We start from the raw sequence: 14,205 nt of genomic DNA, 5'->3' as shown, positions 1-14,205 counted from the left end.
TGATGGGAATGGACTGGTCAGCGGTCTTCGGATCCGCCGCCCTGATCGTGCTGTTCAAGACCGGCCTGGCGCTGGCGATGCCGACGGCCCTGGCCGCGGTGGGCGAGACGATCGCCGAGCGCGCCGGGGTCCTCAACCTCGGGCTGGAGGGCATGATGCTCTCCGGCGCGCTGGCGTCGTTCCTCGCCGCGTACTACCTGGAGAGCTCGGTCGCCGGAGCGGTCGCGGGCCCGGTCGCGGGGGTCGTGCTCGGCGCGCTGATGGCCTTCCTGAGCGTGACGCTGCGCACCGACCAGATCATCAACGGCATCGCGATCGTGCTGTTCGCCCAGGGGATCTGCGCGTTCGTCTTCGAGCGGCTCTTCGGCGGCGCCGACCAGCCGACGATCCCCGGCATCCCGGACCTGCACGTCCCGCTCCTCGGATCCATCCCGGTGGTGGGGGAGATCCTGTTCCAGCAGAACCTCCTCTTCTACGTGGCGCTCGTTCTGGCGCTCGGGACGTGGGTGCTCCTGCACCGCACCCGCCTCGGCCTCTCGATCCGGGCCGTGGGCGAACGGCCGGAGGCCGCCGACTCGGTGTCGGTCGACGTCCGCCGGGTCCGCTGGATCGCGCTGCTCGTGTGCGGCGGAATGGCCGGGCTGGGCGGCGCGGTGCTGGTGGTCGGCCAGCTCAACCTCTTCGAGGACACCGTGACCGCCGGGCGCGGCTGGATCGCCATCGCGCTGGTCATCTTCGGGCGCTGGAACCCGGCGCTGGTGCTGGCGGGCGCGTTCCTGTTCGGGCTGACCGACGCGCTCCAGCTCCGGGTCCAGACGATCAGCGGCGGGGTCAACTCCGCGGTCCCGTACGAGATGTTCGCGGCGCTCCCGTACGTCGTGACGCTGGCGGTGATGGTCGCGGCGACGATCCGCAGCCGCCGCGCCGCGCAGCCGTCCGCGCTCGGCGTCCCGTTCCGGAAGGAGGCCAGGAGTTCCTGAGGGGTGCAGCCGCAGAAGCCTCCCGACCCGAGAGATCCGCCGACGTACGACGACTGGAGAAGGACATGCTCGACAAGCTCAGGACCAGGACCGTGGCCGCCGCCGCGGCGCTCCTTCCGGTACTCGGAGTCGTCGGTTGCGGCGACTCGTCCGGTGGCGACCCCGCCGCCGAGGGCAAGCTGACGGCCGCGCTGGTGATGCCGTGCACGGCCAGCGACCCGTGGTGCGGGCAGGCGCTCAGCGCCGCCAAGAAGCTGGAGTCCGAAGGCAAGATCGAACTCAAGGTGACGACCAACGCCCCGCAGGACACCGCGGGCATCTCCCGGGTGCTCGCGCAGTACGCGCAGTCCGGCACCGACCTGGTCATCGCCCACTCGACGTGGGGCGACGCGGTTCTGGAGGTGGCCAAGAAGTTCGCCGACACGCATTTCGCCACGTACGGCTCGACCGGCGCCGACAACGTCGCGCTGCTGGAGGAGCCGCTGTACGAGGCGTCCTACCTCGCCGGAATGCTGGCCGGCGACATCACCAAGAGCGGCGTCATCGGCGGGACGGCCGGGCAGGACATCGCGCTGTGCCACGCGCTGCTCAAGTCGTTCGAGCTGGGCGCGCAGCGGGTCCGCAAGGGCACGAAGATGATCGCTACCTACATCGGGGATTGGAACGACGCCGCCAAGGGCAGGCAGGCGACCATGTCACAGCATCAGCAGGGCTCCGACGTCGCCATCGCGTGCGGCGGCGGACCGGCCAACGGGATGGTGCAGGCCATCAAGGCCACGAACACCGGCGGCTTCGGCTACATGGGCGACATGCGGTCCCTGGCGCCGAAGAACCTCGTCGGCTCGGTCACCTACAACCTCGTCCCGTACTACACGGCACTGGTGAACGACCTGTCCGGTGGCGGCATACAGCCGGGCAAGAAGTACCACTTCGGCCTCGCCCAGGGCGGCGTGGACCTGACCCTCAACCCGGACTACCCCGCCAACGCCCGGCTGACCACGGCGATCAAGGAGATGGAGAAGGTCAAGAAGCAGATCGTGGACGGCACGTTCAAGGTCCCCTACGTGACGGAGGGCTGAATGCGGCCAGAGGGTCTGCTCCTGCGCGGCGCGACGCTGGCCGGCGGCTCGCGCGCCGACGTCCGGATCTCCGGCGACCTCGTCGCCGAGGTCGCTCCGCCGGGCCGGGCCACCGCCCGGCCCGGCGAGAGGGTCGCCGACCTCGACGGACGCCTGCTCCTGCCGGCCCCCGCCGAACCGCACGCCCACCTCGACAAGGCCCTGACCGCCGACGAGGTGCCGGTGCCGAACGCGGATCTCCCGGCCGCCGTCGCCGCCTGGCGGGAGCATCGCGGGACGCTCACGACCGAGGACATCACCGGGCGCGCCCGGCGCGCGGCGCTGCTCGCGCTGTCGTACGGGGTCACGGCGATCCGCACCCACGCGGACGTCGGGCCCGGCATCGAGCTGCGCGCCGTCGAGGCGCTGGTGAACCTGCGCGACGAGCTGCGCGACCTCGTCGACATCCAGGTCGTGGCGATGGCCAACTCCTTCACCGGAGCAGGCAGCGAATCCCCTTACAGGCTGCGCGACGCCCTGGCGCTGGGCGCGGACCTGCTCGGCGGCGCCCCGCACATCGACGAGGACCCGGCCCGCCACCTGCGGACGGTGATGTCACTGGCCGCCGAACACGGCGTACCCGTCGACCTCCACATGGACGAGCACCTCGGGGAGGCGCTCGACCTGCCCGCCCTCGCCCGTCTGGCCGGAGCCCCCGGTGCGCCGCCCGCGGTGACGGCCAGCCACTGCGTCAGCCTGGGGATGCGGACGCCCGCCGTCCAGGAGGAGGTCTCCCGGACGGTCGCCGCGGCGGGCGTCGGCGTGGTGACCTGTCCACCGACCAACCTCTATCTCCAGGGCCGCGACCTGCAGTCCGGCACGCCCCGCGGCCTCGCTCCGGTCGGCGAGCTGCTCCGCGCCGGAGTACGGGTCGCGGCCGGCGGCGACAACGTCCAGGACCCGTTCAACCCCCTGGGCCGCTGCGACCCCCTCCAGACCGCGCAACTGCTGGTCATGGCCGGCCATCTCCCCGTCGACCAGGCGTATCACCTGGTCAGCGAGGGCGCCCGGCAGGTCATGGGCCTCCCGCCGGCCCGCATCGAACCGGGCTCCCGAGCCGAACTCCTCGCCATCGCCGCCGGCTCCCTCCGCGAGGCCCTCGCCACCGCCACCGAAGCCCGCACCGTGATCCGCGGCCCCAGAATCGTCCGGCACACCGACGTCCTAAGAGCCCCGTAACCCACCGCCCCGAAGCGAGCACGGAAACGGTCGGACACGTCCGGCGTGATGCTCGACGACCTCACCAAGCGCCCCACTAATCGCCGAGATGTACCAGCAACTCGACACGGCCCTGGAGCCGCAGGAGCGGAAGAGGGGCAGGCTCGGCCGCAGGGTGCGGTTCCGGGGTCCGGCAGCAGCCAGGACGTCCGCCCATCTGCGCTGAGCAGGAGCCGCCCATGCTTGACCGGCGCTCGATCCCCACCCCAACCTGCCCGGCACCGTCGACGAGCGCATCGTCATGGCGTCCGGGGAGGGGACACCGAAGGCCGCGAGTACCTCGACGCCACCGGCAGGCTGTGGCTCGCGCAGGTGGGCCACAGGTGGCCCGAGCCGGCCGCCAAGTCCGGCCAGGCGACCGAGCATGCGAACGTCAGCAGGCGGGGCGAGCCCATTGCGTCAGCGCCTACGTTTCACCAGCCCTGCTGGTGATCCGCTGAACCCGGACCAGCCGACCTGCCTGTTCCGTGACCTGATCGCCGAGCATGGGCTGCCGTCGAGCCGGCTGCTCGATCTGCTCCATGGGGCTGCGATCCTGGCGCTGGCGGCGGGGGTGGAGTTGAAGGTAGCGCAGGACCTGCTGGGGCATTCCAGCATCGTGCCGACCATCGCCGCCTACGCCTCCGTCCTGCCCGAAGTCGCCCCACTGCGCCGCATCCTGTTGTGGTCTCAAGTGTCGTGTGACACAGACTTCATGCGGCAAAAGGAGACCATGGCCGTACAGCTGATACCTGCGAAGGGTAGGCAATGGAGCGCAACTGGCACGAGTTGGCTACAGTGCGGTCGAGACCCCGGCGAGTGATGACCGCGCCCATGGGATCAGAGTGCCGCCTCTTCCCGGAGCATCTGATCCCTTACGCAGGCCATGAGGCCATTCAGGCGTTATCGAAGGATGCCAGGAACGCTCTCATGGCTCGCCACCTGTATCAGTACCTGAACTTCACCACACTTCTCGAATTGAATGTGGTTAATCCGGTCGCCGCAATGATCGCGGAGAACCGTCTGCCAGTGCCGATGAAGGACGACGCGCGGCTTGATGCGTACAGAATATATTGCGATGAAGCCTACCACGCCCTGTGCACCTTCGACGCCGTCCGGCAGCTCGCGACCATTACCCGCGTCCCCGACCCGGGATATGATTTCACGACAATCCGCCGACAGTTGGAGTTCGCGAACCCGGCCAACGACAGCGGCTTTCGCGAGCTGGTCAAAGTACTCCAGGTGGTTGTGTTCGAGACCGTGCTCACAAACATGATGCACGACATCCCCCAGGATCCGCAAATCCATCCGTTCGTGCGGGAGATCGTCCGTGATCACGCTTACGACGAATCTGCGCATCATGCGTACTTCGCAAAATTTTTCCGAGAACTCTGGACGAATCTCGACACTTCAGCGCGGACCGAAGCGGCTGCTCGCCTGCCGCGCATCATCACAGCCTGCCTGTATCCGAACCTGACTCCGATACTGGCCTCATTGAAACTATGTGGACTGAACGATGCTACCGCCCGAGCAGTCATTGAGGAGGTCTATTCGATCGAAGCGATCCAGGAAAGCACGCGGCACGCCGCACGTCACACCCTCAAGCTCGCCGAGAGCATTGGCGTGCTGGAAACATCCAGCGCACGTGACGGCTTCGCATTGGAAGGACTGATTAAGAGTTAGCTCCAGTACACCCCGACACCCTCCGTTGTGGCGAACAAAGCGTGTTCGGAGAACAGTTCGCCGGCCCGATTCAAGAATTCGGTAAGCTGAGAACGGTTGCGAGCACACAACTCGTCGAAGTATGGATGCGAAAAGGTGTTCTCCAGAAGAACATTATGCGCGATAAGACAGGCGCCATCCGGCGCGAGGCATCCAGCAAGGGCTTCCACTATTGGGCCATAGATCGCCTTACCGAGGTAACGTGGATCTGTACCGCTCTGCGGGCCCTCGGCGTCGAGAACGACCAGGTCGAAAGAGTCGCCTTCGCTCCGCAGGAACTCGATGGCCTCTTCCTCGACAACCCTGACACCGGCCGACAGCCCGAGGCGCTCGAGGTTACGACGGCTGAGCGCGCAAACTTCGGGGTCTGTGTCCACCAGGACGGCTGAGCGCAACCGGCCAGCAAGGGCGGCGATCACGAAAGACGCCCAGTAGGCATAGTAGGAACCAAGAAAAACAACGTTCGACGCAGCCCGAAGCTGGGCCACTGCGAAGATCAGCCGTGCCTCTTCCGGAAATATGTAAGTACTGCGTCCGTCATGCTGCCAATATCGTTCCATCATCCGCTTGTGGCGGCGAAACTCACGCCAGTCATAGTCGGTGTCCTGCAGTCCTCCGGCACTGCGTAACGAGCGCAGAGCGTGATCAACAAAAGGGCCCGGCCGCCAGTGGATCCGAGCACTGAGCGCTCTTTCGTTCTCATTCAGCGGAAGGGTCGAAGGAAGCTCAAGGACTGAGTCGATCCCCTGCGCATAGACCGATCGGCTGATCTCGCCGTCGCGCCAGGCATCGAATAAATCAAAACCGTCCAGTGCTGCGCAAATGCGATCGAACACCGGTCCCTCGTGAGGGACGGCTGGCCGATGTGTTCCCACTTCACCGACTGTGGGCCATTGATTCAACTTCTGGGTGATTACGGCATCGAAGAACCCTTGATACCGCCGCTGGAGCGCGGGATCGCGCCAGTCATCCCCGGTTACCCGTCCCCGGCAGGCGTCCGCCCCGCAATGGCAAGTGAACGCATAGGGAAAGGATACGTTCATCGCATAGTCAAACGTCAGCTCCTCATTCACGCGAATGTCACAAAGAGCGACGAAAGAGATCTGTCCGCGGATGCCTACATTCGGCGCGCAAGAATGATTGAGGAAGACCGCGATATTCTGCAGGTCGTTCGCGGTGTCTGGGCACAGGAAAAGGCCTTCTTCCACCTGCATGCTGAACCCACCGAGCATGGCGTCACGACGTCGCGCTTCCTCATAAGAGACAACCGATCCGGCTCTGACTGCGACGATCTCCCCCTGCGAAATCGGACGCACGGCGAATGCCCCGGTGCCATGTATCGCACTCTGCCTGATCGCCATGGACGCACTACGGTACGACTTCATCTCGTGCTCCGTAACAGAGAATAGTTGAACCCGCCGTTGGTCCGGATGGCCGCGCTTTGCCGGACGCCGAGTCGAGCCCCTTGTTCGATGAGCCATCCGTGCGGCAGGCGCAGCAATTCAAAACAGTGCTCAAACGGCTCATCGGCATGGCCGGAAGATCTAAGCCGGAGCGTACTGAAAGATTCGTGTACAGTCACACGGTATTCGATCGTGTCCGTGCGCGGAGACCATCCATGCGAGGATTGGTAGTCTCGCCAACCGAGCAGCAGCCAACCCGCTGTACCGAGATTCGAGACCGCGGTCTCGAGTAACACTTGCGCCTCTGCAAGATTTCGTTGCAGGAGAAGGACGTTGCCGAGACATTGGACGACATCGAACCGAGCCGAGCGAGCGAACGGAAGCCAGCGGGCATCGGCCAACACCAACCTGACTGTGACGTCGGTGAGAGCGGCCAGGTGCCTCGCCGCCATCAAGGCCGTGTGACTGTGGTCGACGCCGACGACATGAAAGCCGCAGCGTGCCGCAGCCACCGCTTGCACGCCCACCCCACATCCGATGTCGAGAAGCGATGGCCGTGGGCGGCTCGCCCAGAGCATCTCTTCGTATATCGGCTGGAGAAACTCATACTCTTCGGTAGTGAACTTCCGAAGATCTCCCACTACCTGTTCGTAGCGTCGATTGGCGCGGTCATCTCGGGCTCGTGCGGACAATGCGTCCATCAGTCCACCTCGGCGCCCAATGCCTGCAACGCGGCCCGCTGCCCGGATGTCAGGTTCTGTGCGCGGGCAAACGAGCAGCCGGTATAGAAGGGCGTGAGCCTGCTCGCGTCGACGAGACTCAAATCCGGCAGGGAGTACATTATGATGGTCTCGTCGGCGCCCGCCGCCAGCAGCAGCGAGGCAGATTCCAGCTCCTGGATCGCCCTCACCCGGTGCCCTTGTTCCAGAAACTCTGCTGGACGCCATCGGCTTCCGCTGCGTCGGAAGGCACGCAGCCCGTCTTCGATCAGACTGCCGACGATGAGCAGTTCACCATCTAGGCAGTAGCGAACTTCCAGCACGGTATCGGGTACCTCACCAATGACCAACGGATCCCGTAGGCCACGCTGCAGATCCCAAACGCAGACGAGTCCGTCGTCCCCACCTGTGGCGATCTCGTTGTACCGCGGGGAGTAGTCAAGTCCCCAGGCACGGTGCCCGGGTCTGCCGCCCTGCTCGATGATTTCGCCACTGATCGGATGGAACAGAACAAGCCTTTCATCACTGCTCGAGGAGACGGCGAGGCCATCCCGCACTTCAGTAACGCGGAGCACGCGAGCGCGATGATGTGTCCTCCACCCCACACGCTCGCCTTCCAGCGTCCAAACGCCGATCCGGCGGTCATTGCTTGTACTGAGGATGTATTCGATACCGTCTTTGCTGTAGGTGCGCACATCGAGTACCCAGTCACGATGTCCGACCATCTCGGCCTTCAGCCTGAGAGACTCCGCGTCCCAGATTCGTACCAGATTGTCGTCGCAGGCTGTGACGATCTCCTTACCCGTCCTGGAGTGACAAACTCGCCATACGCGCCCGTTGTGCCGTAAGGAGCCGGCCTCCATCGTGCGCCCGCGTTCGTCCAGCCGCCAGACGTGAACAAGACGATCCTCGCTTCCGCAGGCCATCTGACGGCCATCCGGCGAAAGACTGAGGCTCCAGATCCGCCGCGTGCATCCGTTGGACAGGGCCCGGGCCCGCGCTTGTGGCAGGTCGACGAGGTAGGCGCTCTCGCCTTGGCAGGACACCGCCAGCGCATCCCCGTCGTTGGCGAGGTTGAGGCTGAGTACCCGCGAGCTGAGAACGGTCACCACCCGCGGTTCTCCGATCGACAAGCCGCGTCCCTTGCGCTCTCGGACGGGCCATTCCCAGATAACGCCGTCGTCCCCTGCCGTAAGAACGGCATACCTGCCGGACGTCCACGTGAGGGCGTGGACGGAGCCCATATCGAGAGGTCCGGTCGTCGTCGACGACCTCGTGGAGAGATCCCCGACCCAGAGGCCGACATCGTCCAGCGCGACGGCGATCAACGGTCGGTCGCGATGCACATCCAGCCCTCGGACCCGAAGGGTGCCGATGCGGATGCGGTGCGCCGGCAACTCCTTCTCGTTGAGAACGGCGATCGACCCGTCATCGCATCCGGCCACCACCGCGGATTTGCCAAAAGCTCGGACGGCGCGGATGGCGCCTCCGTCGAGCGACCAGGACGTGTCGCGGCCGAGCCCGGTAGCCCCGAGCGTCCACCGGCGGACGTCGCCGTCCTCGCTTCCCGTGTAGACAGAGTCGAAGCCGTCGACCGCCCTGATCCAGAACATGCCTTCTTCACGGGTGCGGCCGACCACTTCCATCGACGCCGGGTCCACCACGATGAGTTCGCTATCGTCTCCGCCAGCCACGACGAGCCCGTTCGCCATGATCTGGGCGGCCCTCAACCAGCTTCGGCTGATCCGTGCCGTGGCCATCTCTCGAAGGCCGTGACCCTGCCACTGAAGGAGGTTGCCCAGCGCGTCCACACCGACAAGCTGGCGGTCGTCCGGCGACCAGGCGAACGCGAGGATCGTTCCGTGCGGGCTGGTGAACCGGCAGTCAACGAAGGTACTGCCAGCGAAATCACAGCGATGAAGTTCGGCCTGGGTGAAGTCGACCTTCCGAAACATCAGCCCGGAGAGGTCGAGATCCTGGCACCGCTCCTCCCTGAGGAGCAGCAGCGTCACGACGTTGCTGGCTAGGGTCGATTGGGCCGGTTCACCGCGGGCTGCGGCGATGGCCTGGACCAGCGGCTCGGTGGTCTGCCGACCGGAGCGTGGAAGATCGCCGAGTCGGTCGAGGATGGGGCCAAGGATCCGGCGTTCATTCGCTCCTCTCTGCCCGGTCGAGGCGTGCGCGTCCTGCAACAGCACCCTGCGGAGGGTGTCGTAGCGTTCTTCTATCAACTCGGTGACACACTCAGCGACCAAAACTTCGCCGAGGAGTTCGCTGATGACCGCGTGGAAGGATAGGAGTCCATCACGGCGAAGGCCCAATGCGAACTCCAGTTCGGCCACGGCCCTTTCGATGTCGGCATGCTCGATCGCCGGGTGGAAGGTCTCGGCGAGCTGGTAATGATCGGTGCCCTCCGCGGCGAGTGCGATCTGGAAGGCAATCGACCGCGACAGCGGTGTAAGGCGTTCCATGTACCAGTCGACGACGTCCTTGAAGCCGCCGGCCGTCGCCCGAGGCGAGAAGTTCGGAACTCCGAGCAGCCGGCCCTCCGGTGCCGAGAAGGACTGCAGGGCGATCAGTTCGATGAGCAAGGGGTTTCGCGGTGATTGGGTTTCCAGCGTGGCCAGTCTCGGGTCTTCGGCGATGCCGGGATCGTCCAGCAGGTCGCTCATGCGCCGCTTGAACAGCTCTTGCGCGTCGTCGGGTTGGAGTTCTCCGAGCCGCAACTCTCGATATGCACGAGTCCCCCGGTCGAGCCGCAGGTCAGGCGGCATCGGGATCCGCGAGGTGATCAGCACCAGCGATCGGTGGCCGGTCCGCATGATCCGGTCCAGAACGTGCGAGTACTCCTGCCGGAGTGCGGCATCGGTCGCACCCTCGCCCACCAGGACGGACTCGGCGTTGTCGATCACGAGGAGCCGCTGTTTCTCCTTTAGCAGTGCTGTCAGTTGGTCGGTGCGTCCGGTCAAGGTCTGGGCCAGCTCGAAGTGGCGCGAGGCCAGCGCCAAGACCACGTCCGCCAGAAAGTCGGCGGCCCGCGGGCGGAGCCGCACGGTGGACCAATGGACCTGCTGGTATACGCGGCCGCCCCGCAGTGCGGACCGTGCGAACTCGGCCACCAGCGCGGTTTTCCCGATCCCGCCGCCACCGACGATCGAGATCAGCCGTACATCGGTGAGCCGTGCGAGCTGCTCCAAGCGAGCCAGTTCCTCCTCGCGGCCCACGAAACCGGCCTCGGGAATGGATGGAATCTCGCCGCGCAGTTCCGGTAGGCCGTCCAGGGCGGCAGACGCCCGCCTTCTGAAGTGGCCGACTACAACGACCGCCGAGGCGCCGGCCGCGGCCGCGACCGCGGCAAGGGCACCAGAGCCGAGCAGATCGAACATGCCTCCCCCGGGTGCGGTCAGCGCTACCTGCGAGCCGCTTCGATCGCGGCGGCGAGTTGTTCGTCGAGGCCCTTTGCGCGTTGCCGGAGCCCGTGCAGCACGCCGGCTATCGACGCCTCGTTCTTGTCTTGGCTGAGCTTGAATACCGGTTCGATCGCCGGGGACCGCAGTGAGAAGCCCCGGATCCAGTCGAGATACTGGTCTATATAAGCCTCACGTATTGCAACTTCCGGCTCGAACTGGCGGACCAGGTCTTTGACATGCTGCCGGAGCCGGCCTTCATCGACGGGGGTTGCCCGGCCCGTCATCTGCACAACGGCATAGTCCCAGGTGGGGACATTCTCGTGGTCGTACCATCGTGGTGATATGTACCCGTCGGGCCCACGAAAGATGATGAGCACCTGGGCGGGCTCGACCAGGAGATCGGACAATGCGTTTTTGGTGGAGAAGTGGAAAACAAGTTCCTCGGCCTCACCCGAGGCCGAATCAAGTATGACTTGAATCGGAACATGCGCGACCGCATAATCGGGAGACCGGCCCAAAATTACTGAGCCAAATCCGACATCTCGCGCAAATGCCGACGCCTGAGCCGCGGTAGGTTGAGGCATGCTGTGCGGAACATATGTCACACCCGGATTCTTGCACGCAGCAGACCGGACGGCAAGCGAGCCGGTTCACTGATCCAGCTGCCGAGGATTTGATCATAAGGCATTACGGTTGGCTGGGCATCCTGGATGCGGGCGCCCGTTTAAGAGGCATCGTGCGGGCGGAAGAGATCTCCGTCTCTTCCGCCCGCAGGGGTCAACCGCTGCTGAGCAACGCCAGGGTAGTCTGCACTACCAACCATAGTGTCATGCGGATGATTTCCAGGACGATGCGGATCCGCCAGTACAGGTTTTCATCACTGGCCGTCGTACGCGCCATGCCTCTCTCCAGGCTCTCCGACCGTGAGATGGGGGGTCGGCTCCCAGCCGGCTCCGTACCGTCCGGCATACGTCCAGCAAATCCTGGTGCTACAGCGTCCAGTAGATGCCTGGACAAAGGCCGATCATGGGCGGCCGAAATCCGTCCGAGATCGGACAGAGACCGATCCGCGCCGGACATTGAGACCATCGTGACGACGTCAGGGCCTACGCTCATGGACATTCGAGGACGGTCCAGGACAGGAGGTCCAGGCATGGACGTCCCTCCGAACGTCGCGGATCTGGAGCTGGCCTGCGCCGCCTCGCCTGCAGATCTGCACGCTCTGCTGCGCACGTTGCACATCCGTGCCGGCAGCCCGTCCTACCGCGCTCTCGAAACCCACGCCCGTAATGCAGGGGATCAACTGTCGAAGTCAATGGTCAGCGAGATCCTGCGAGGCTCACGCTTTCCGGGGCGGGACGCCCTTGTCGCCTTCGTCCGGGCCTGCGGTGTCCCGTCCGGCGAAGTGATGCCATGGGTACGTGCCTGGGAACAGGTCGCTGAGACTACACGAACTCCGGGCGGCGAAACGGCCGACGCGCTCCGCGCGCGGGCACAGGCGGAATTGGCGGACGCGCGCCAGACGGCCGTCCAAATCATGGCCGATGCTAGGGAACGTGCCGCCGCGATCGTCTCGCGCGCCGAGGCGGTGCGGGGTCGACCGGTGTCCCCCGTGGGCGATCCGGTGTCCATCTTTCGCGGTGGTCGTCGGCGTTTGGGCGTCTATCCAACCGACAGCAGCGAGTACGGCGAATGGCCGTGGGTCTATCGAACAGGCGGGAAGGTTCCATGCTCACCCACTGTGGCCGAGGGAACCGTATTCTTCAGCAGCCACGACAAATCCGTGTACGCACTGCACGCCGTTACGGGCGAACAACGATGGCTTATTGAACTGGGCAGCCACGACTTCATCTTCGACGGCTGGATCGGCTCATCTCCTGCAGTGCTCTACGGTACGGTATACCTTGGCTGCCACAATGGCATCGTCTACGCCTTGGATTCTTTCTCCGGCCGTCAGCGATGGCAATCAAGGACTGAAGGACAAATTTGGTCATCGCCCGCTGTCGTCAACAAAGCGGTTTATATTGGCAGCGACGATGGCCACCTTTACGCGCTGCACGCCATCACGGGCGATGAGAGGTGGCGAAAGTCGACCGGCGGACAGGTCTGGTCATCGCCCGCTGTCACCGAACAGACGGTCTATATCGGAAGCAACGACGGCGCCGTCTACGCATTCGACGCCGCCACGGGCGATGAGAGGTGGCGAAAGTCGACCGGCGGGCAGGTCTGGTCATCGCCCGCTGTCACCGAACAGACGGTCTATATCGGAAGCAACGACGGCGCCGTCTACGCATTCGACGCCGCCGCAGGCCATCAGTACTGGCGTTATCAAACCGATGGCCATGTGTGGTCATCGCCTGCGGTCATGGGCTCCACCGTCTATATCGGTAGCAACGACGGGTATGTCTACGCGCTGTCCTGTGAGGACGGAAGCGAGCGTTGGCGCTACGAGACAGGCGGGCAAGTCTGGTCATCGCCATCTATCGCCGACAACACCGTCTATGTCGGTAGCAACGACGGGTATGTCTACGCGCTGTCCTGTGAGGACGGAAGCGAGCGTTGGCGCTACGAGACAGGCGGACAAGTCTGGTCATCGCCATCTATCGCCGACAACACCGTCTACATCGGAAGTAACGATGGGTGTTTGTACGCGATCGATGCAAACACCGGGACGACCACCAGAGGTCTCTGAGGTACTGCCGCGCGGACAGCCCAGCTTCAGGTCGCAGCCCAGCTACGGGTGTTCGAAGGCTTCGCCGCGCTCGTCATTGACACCCGAGGATGGATGGGATCACGGGCGTGGCCTCCCGCGTAGCCCATAGCAAAATGGGGAGAGTGTGCGGGACAGATCACCGCAGCGGGGTTGGACGGCGGGATTGGTAGCATGCATTTCATCGACTGGCTGCAGAACTTGACCGGCATTGAGTGGGTGCAGGCCAGTAGCGCCATAGCCGGCAGCTCCGCCCCAGTCTTCGTGCTCCTCGCTCTACTCCAATGCGAGAACAGTCGCAAGAACGATGAAGCCCTGATTCGTGAGCGACGGACGGACTTCGAGTTGGGGCATCATGGCTGAACTAGTGTCGTGAGTCGTCAATTCGCTGCTAGTATTTGGCGAGTATTTCGGGGATCTCGTCGGCGGGCTTGGTCCACACGAAGGGCTTGGGGCTCATGTTCCACTCGTTGATCCAGCCGCGGAGGTCACGCTCCAGTTCGACCACGCTGCGGCGTGGCCGAGCGGCGCAGCGAGCGGTTGGTGAGTTCGGCGAACCAGCGCTCGACCAGGCTTGGCCAGGACGAACTGGTGGGGTGAAGTGCAGGTGGAACCGTAGCTCACCCGGCTCCACGAGCGGCTGGCCATCAGCGGCGACCTCGAAAACCGCACCCGGATCGCCGACCTCATCGCCACCACCCTGAAACCGCAGGTCAGATGGGGCGCGCTCGGCAGTATTCGAACCTGCGACCGTCGGATTAGAAGTCGGCTACCGGTCCTGTCGGTGCGTTTTTCCAGGTGCAAAACCGTCGGTCTATCCCGTTCTGTATAGGCATCAGCGGTCAGCGCTGTCGCTTCGTACCGCTGGCTACCAGAGCGTTCCGCGACATTCGAGGAAAGAACGTGCGAACACCATCCGATGCTGATCGACTGACAGGCCAATCCT

The 14,205-nt window shown here is 64.6% G+C and carries 12 protein-coding genes and 1 pseudogene; 7 read left to right on the top strand and 6 right to left on the bottom strand.

All coding sequences use genetic code 11. The features are described from left to right. The first annotated feature begins 8 nt into the window (after positions 1 to 8). The 5 genes from ACH34S_RS37725 to ACH34S_RS37705 all read left to right on the top strand — a co-directional run bounded on the left by ACH34S_RS37725 (position 9) and on the right by ACH34S_RS37705 (position 4,978). On the top strand, positions 9 to 980 hold the full coding sequence (locus ACH34S_RS37725; protein WP_395957698.1) for an ABC transporter permease: 972 nt from the start codon (positions 9 to 11) through the stop codon (positions 978 to 980). A 65-nt stretch (positions 981 to 1,045) separates the two neighbouring features. Then, complete coding sequence (locus ACH34S_RS37720; RefSeq protein WP_395957697.1) at positions 1,046 to 2,059, top strand: BMP family protein; 1,014 nt, start codon at positions 1,046 to 1,048, stop codon at positions 2,057 to 2,059. Further along, positions 2,060 to 3,277, top strand: coding sequence for an amidohydrolase family protein (locus tag ACH34S_RS37715; protein WP_395957696.1), 1,218 nt, complete (start codon positions 2,060 to 2,062; stop codon positions 3,275 to 3,277). A 403-nt stretch (positions 3,278 to 3,680) separates the two neighbouring features. Next, positions 3,681 to 4,118 carry a hypothetical protein gene (locus ACH34S_RS37710; RefSeq protein ID WP_395957695.1) on the top strand — a complete coding sequence of 146 codons (438 nt, stop codon included), beginning with the start codon at positions 3,681 to 3,683 and terminating at the stop codon, positions 4,116 to 4,118. Further along, on the top strand, positions 4,118 to 4,978 hold the full coding sequence (locus tag ACH34S_RS37705; RefSeq protein WP_395957694.1) for a diiron oxygenase: 861 nt from the start codon (positions 4,118 to 4,120) through the stop codon (positions 4,976 to 4,978). The genes ACH34S_RS37710 and ACH34S_RS37705 overlap by 1 nt, the downstream gene beginning before the upstream one ends. Here the strand turns inward: ACH34S_RS37705 and ACH34S_RS37700 are convergent. The 5 genes from ACH34S_RS37700 to ACH34S_RS37680 all read right to left on the bottom strand — a co-directional run bounded on the left by ACH34S_RS37700 (position 4,975) and on the right by ACH34S_RS37680 (position 11,449). Next, positions 4,975 to 6,378 (bottom strand): SET domain-containing protein-lysine N-methyltransferase, encoded by a 1,404-nt coding sequence (locus ACH34S_RS37700; protein WP_395957693.1) that lies wholly within the window; start codon positions 6,376 to 6,378, stop codon positions 4,975 to 4,977. The genes ACH34S_RS37705 and ACH34S_RS37700 overlap by 4 nt on opposite strands. A gap of 20 nt (positions 6,379 to 6,398) precedes the next feature. Next, positions 6,399 to 7,121 carry a class I SAM-dependent methyltransferase gene (locus tag ACH34S_RS37695; RefSeq protein ID WP_395957692.1) on the bottom strand — a complete coding sequence of 241 codons (723 nt, stop codon included), beginning with the start codon at positions 7,119 to 7,121 and terminating at the stop codon, positions 6,399 to 6,401. Next, the gene (locus tag ACH34S_RS37690; RefSeq protein ID WP_395957691.1) at positions 7,121 to 10,525 is read right to left on the bottom strand and encodes an AAA family ATPase; all 3,405 of its coding nucleotides are present in this window, start codon (positions 10,523 to 10,525) and stop codon (positions 7,121 to 7,123) included. The genes ACH34S_RS37695 and ACH34S_RS37690 overlap by 1 nt, the downstream gene beginning before the upstream one ends. 23 nt (positions 10,526 to 10,548) lie before the next feature. Then, on the bottom strand, positions 10,549 to 11,154 hold the full coding sequence (locus ACH34S_RS37685) for an FMN-binding negative transcriptional regulator (RefSeq protein WP_395957690.1): 606 nt from the start codon (positions 11,152 to 11,154) through the stop codon (positions 10,549 to 10,551). 172 nt (positions 11,155 to 11,326) lie between these two features. After that, the gene (locus ACH34S_RS37680) at positions 11,327 to 11,449 is read right to left on the bottom strand and encodes a hypothetical protein (protein WP_395957689.1); all 123 of its coding nucleotides are present in this window, start codon (positions 11,447 to 11,449) and stop codon (positions 11,327 to 11,329) included. A gap of 253 nt (positions 11,450 to 11,702) precedes the next feature. Between ACH34S_RS37680 and ACH34S_RS37675 the strand changes: the two genes are divergently transcribed. Continuing rightward, complete coding sequence (locus tag ACH34S_RS37675; RefSeq protein ID WP_395957688.1) at positions 11,703 to 13,241, top strand: PQQ-binding-like beta-propeller repeat protein; 1,539 nt, start codon at positions 11,703 to 11,705, stop codon at positions 13,239 to 13,241. Between the two features lie 192 nt (positions 13,242 to 13,433). Next, positions 13,434 to 13,622, top strand: a complete 189-nt coding sequence (locus ACH34S_RS37670; protein WP_395957687.1) for a hypothetical protein — start codon at positions 13,434 to 13,436, stop codon at positions 13,620 to 13,622. Positions 13,623 to 13,650: 28 nt separating this feature from the next. On the opposite strand, the pseudogene ACH34S_RS37665 reads toward ACH34S_RS37670, so the two are convergent. After that, positions 13,651 to 13,884: pseudogene (locus tag ACH34S_RS37665) on the bottom strand (IS630 family transposase); the annotation flags it as partial. Positions 13,885 to 14,205 lie beyond the last annotated feature (321 nt).

It is taken from the genome of Actinomadura sp. 3N508 (assembly GCF_044326375.1).
GTDB lineage: Bacteria > Actinomycetota > Actinomycetes > Streptosporangiales > Streptosporangiaceae > Spirillospora.
This window is presented reverse-complemented; position numbering and strand designations above follow the sequence as displayed.

Bases quoted from the DNA above. Each gene is read 5' to 3' on its own strand.
- ACH34S_RS37690 (WP_395957691.1), bottom strand. From the start codon at position 10,525: ATGTTCGATCTGCTCGGCTCTGGTGCCCTTGCCGCGGTCGCGGCCGCG.
- ACH34S_RS37680 (WP_395957689.1), bottom strand. From the start codon at position 11,449: ATGGCGCGTACGACGGCCAGTGATGAAAACCTGTACTGGCGGATCCGC.
- ACH34S_RS37710 (WP_395957695.1), top strand. From the start codon at position 3,681: ATGCGAACGTCAGCAGGCGGGGCGAGCCCATTGCGTCAGCGCCTACGT.
- ACH34S_RS37675 (WP_395957688.1), top strand. From the start codon at position 11,703: ATGGACGTCCCTCCGAACGTCGCGGATCTGGAGCTGGCCTGCGCCGCC.
- ACH34S_RS37715 (WP_395957696.1), top strand. From the start codon at position 2,060: ATGCGGCCAGAGGGTCTGCTCCTGCGCGGCGCGACGCTGGCCGGCGGC.
- ACH34S_RS37725 (WP_395957698.1), top strand. From the start codon at position 9: ATGGACTGGTCAGCGGTCTTCGGATCCGCCGCCCTGATCGTGCTGTTC.
- ACH34S_RS37670 (WP_395957687.1), top strand. From the start codon at position 13,434: ATGCATTTCATCGACTGGCTGCAGAACTTGACCGGCATTGAGTGGGTG.
- ACH34S_RS37720 (WP_395957697.1), top strand. From the start codon at position 1,046: ATGCTCGACAAGCTCAGGACCAGGACCGTGGCCGCCGCCGCGGCGCTC.
- ACH34S_RS37700 (WP_395957693.1), bottom strand. From the start codon at position 6,378: ATGGCGATCAGGCAGAGTGCGATACATGGCACCGGGGCATTCGCCGTG.
- ACH34S_RS37705 (WP_395957694.1), top strand. From the start codon at position 4,118: ATGACCGCGCCCATGGGATCAGAGTGCCGCCTCTTCCCGGAGCATCTG.
- ACH34S_RS37695 (WP_395957692.1), bottom strand. From the start codon at position 7,121: ATGGACGCATTGTCCGCACGAGCCCGAGATGACCGCGCCAATCGACGC.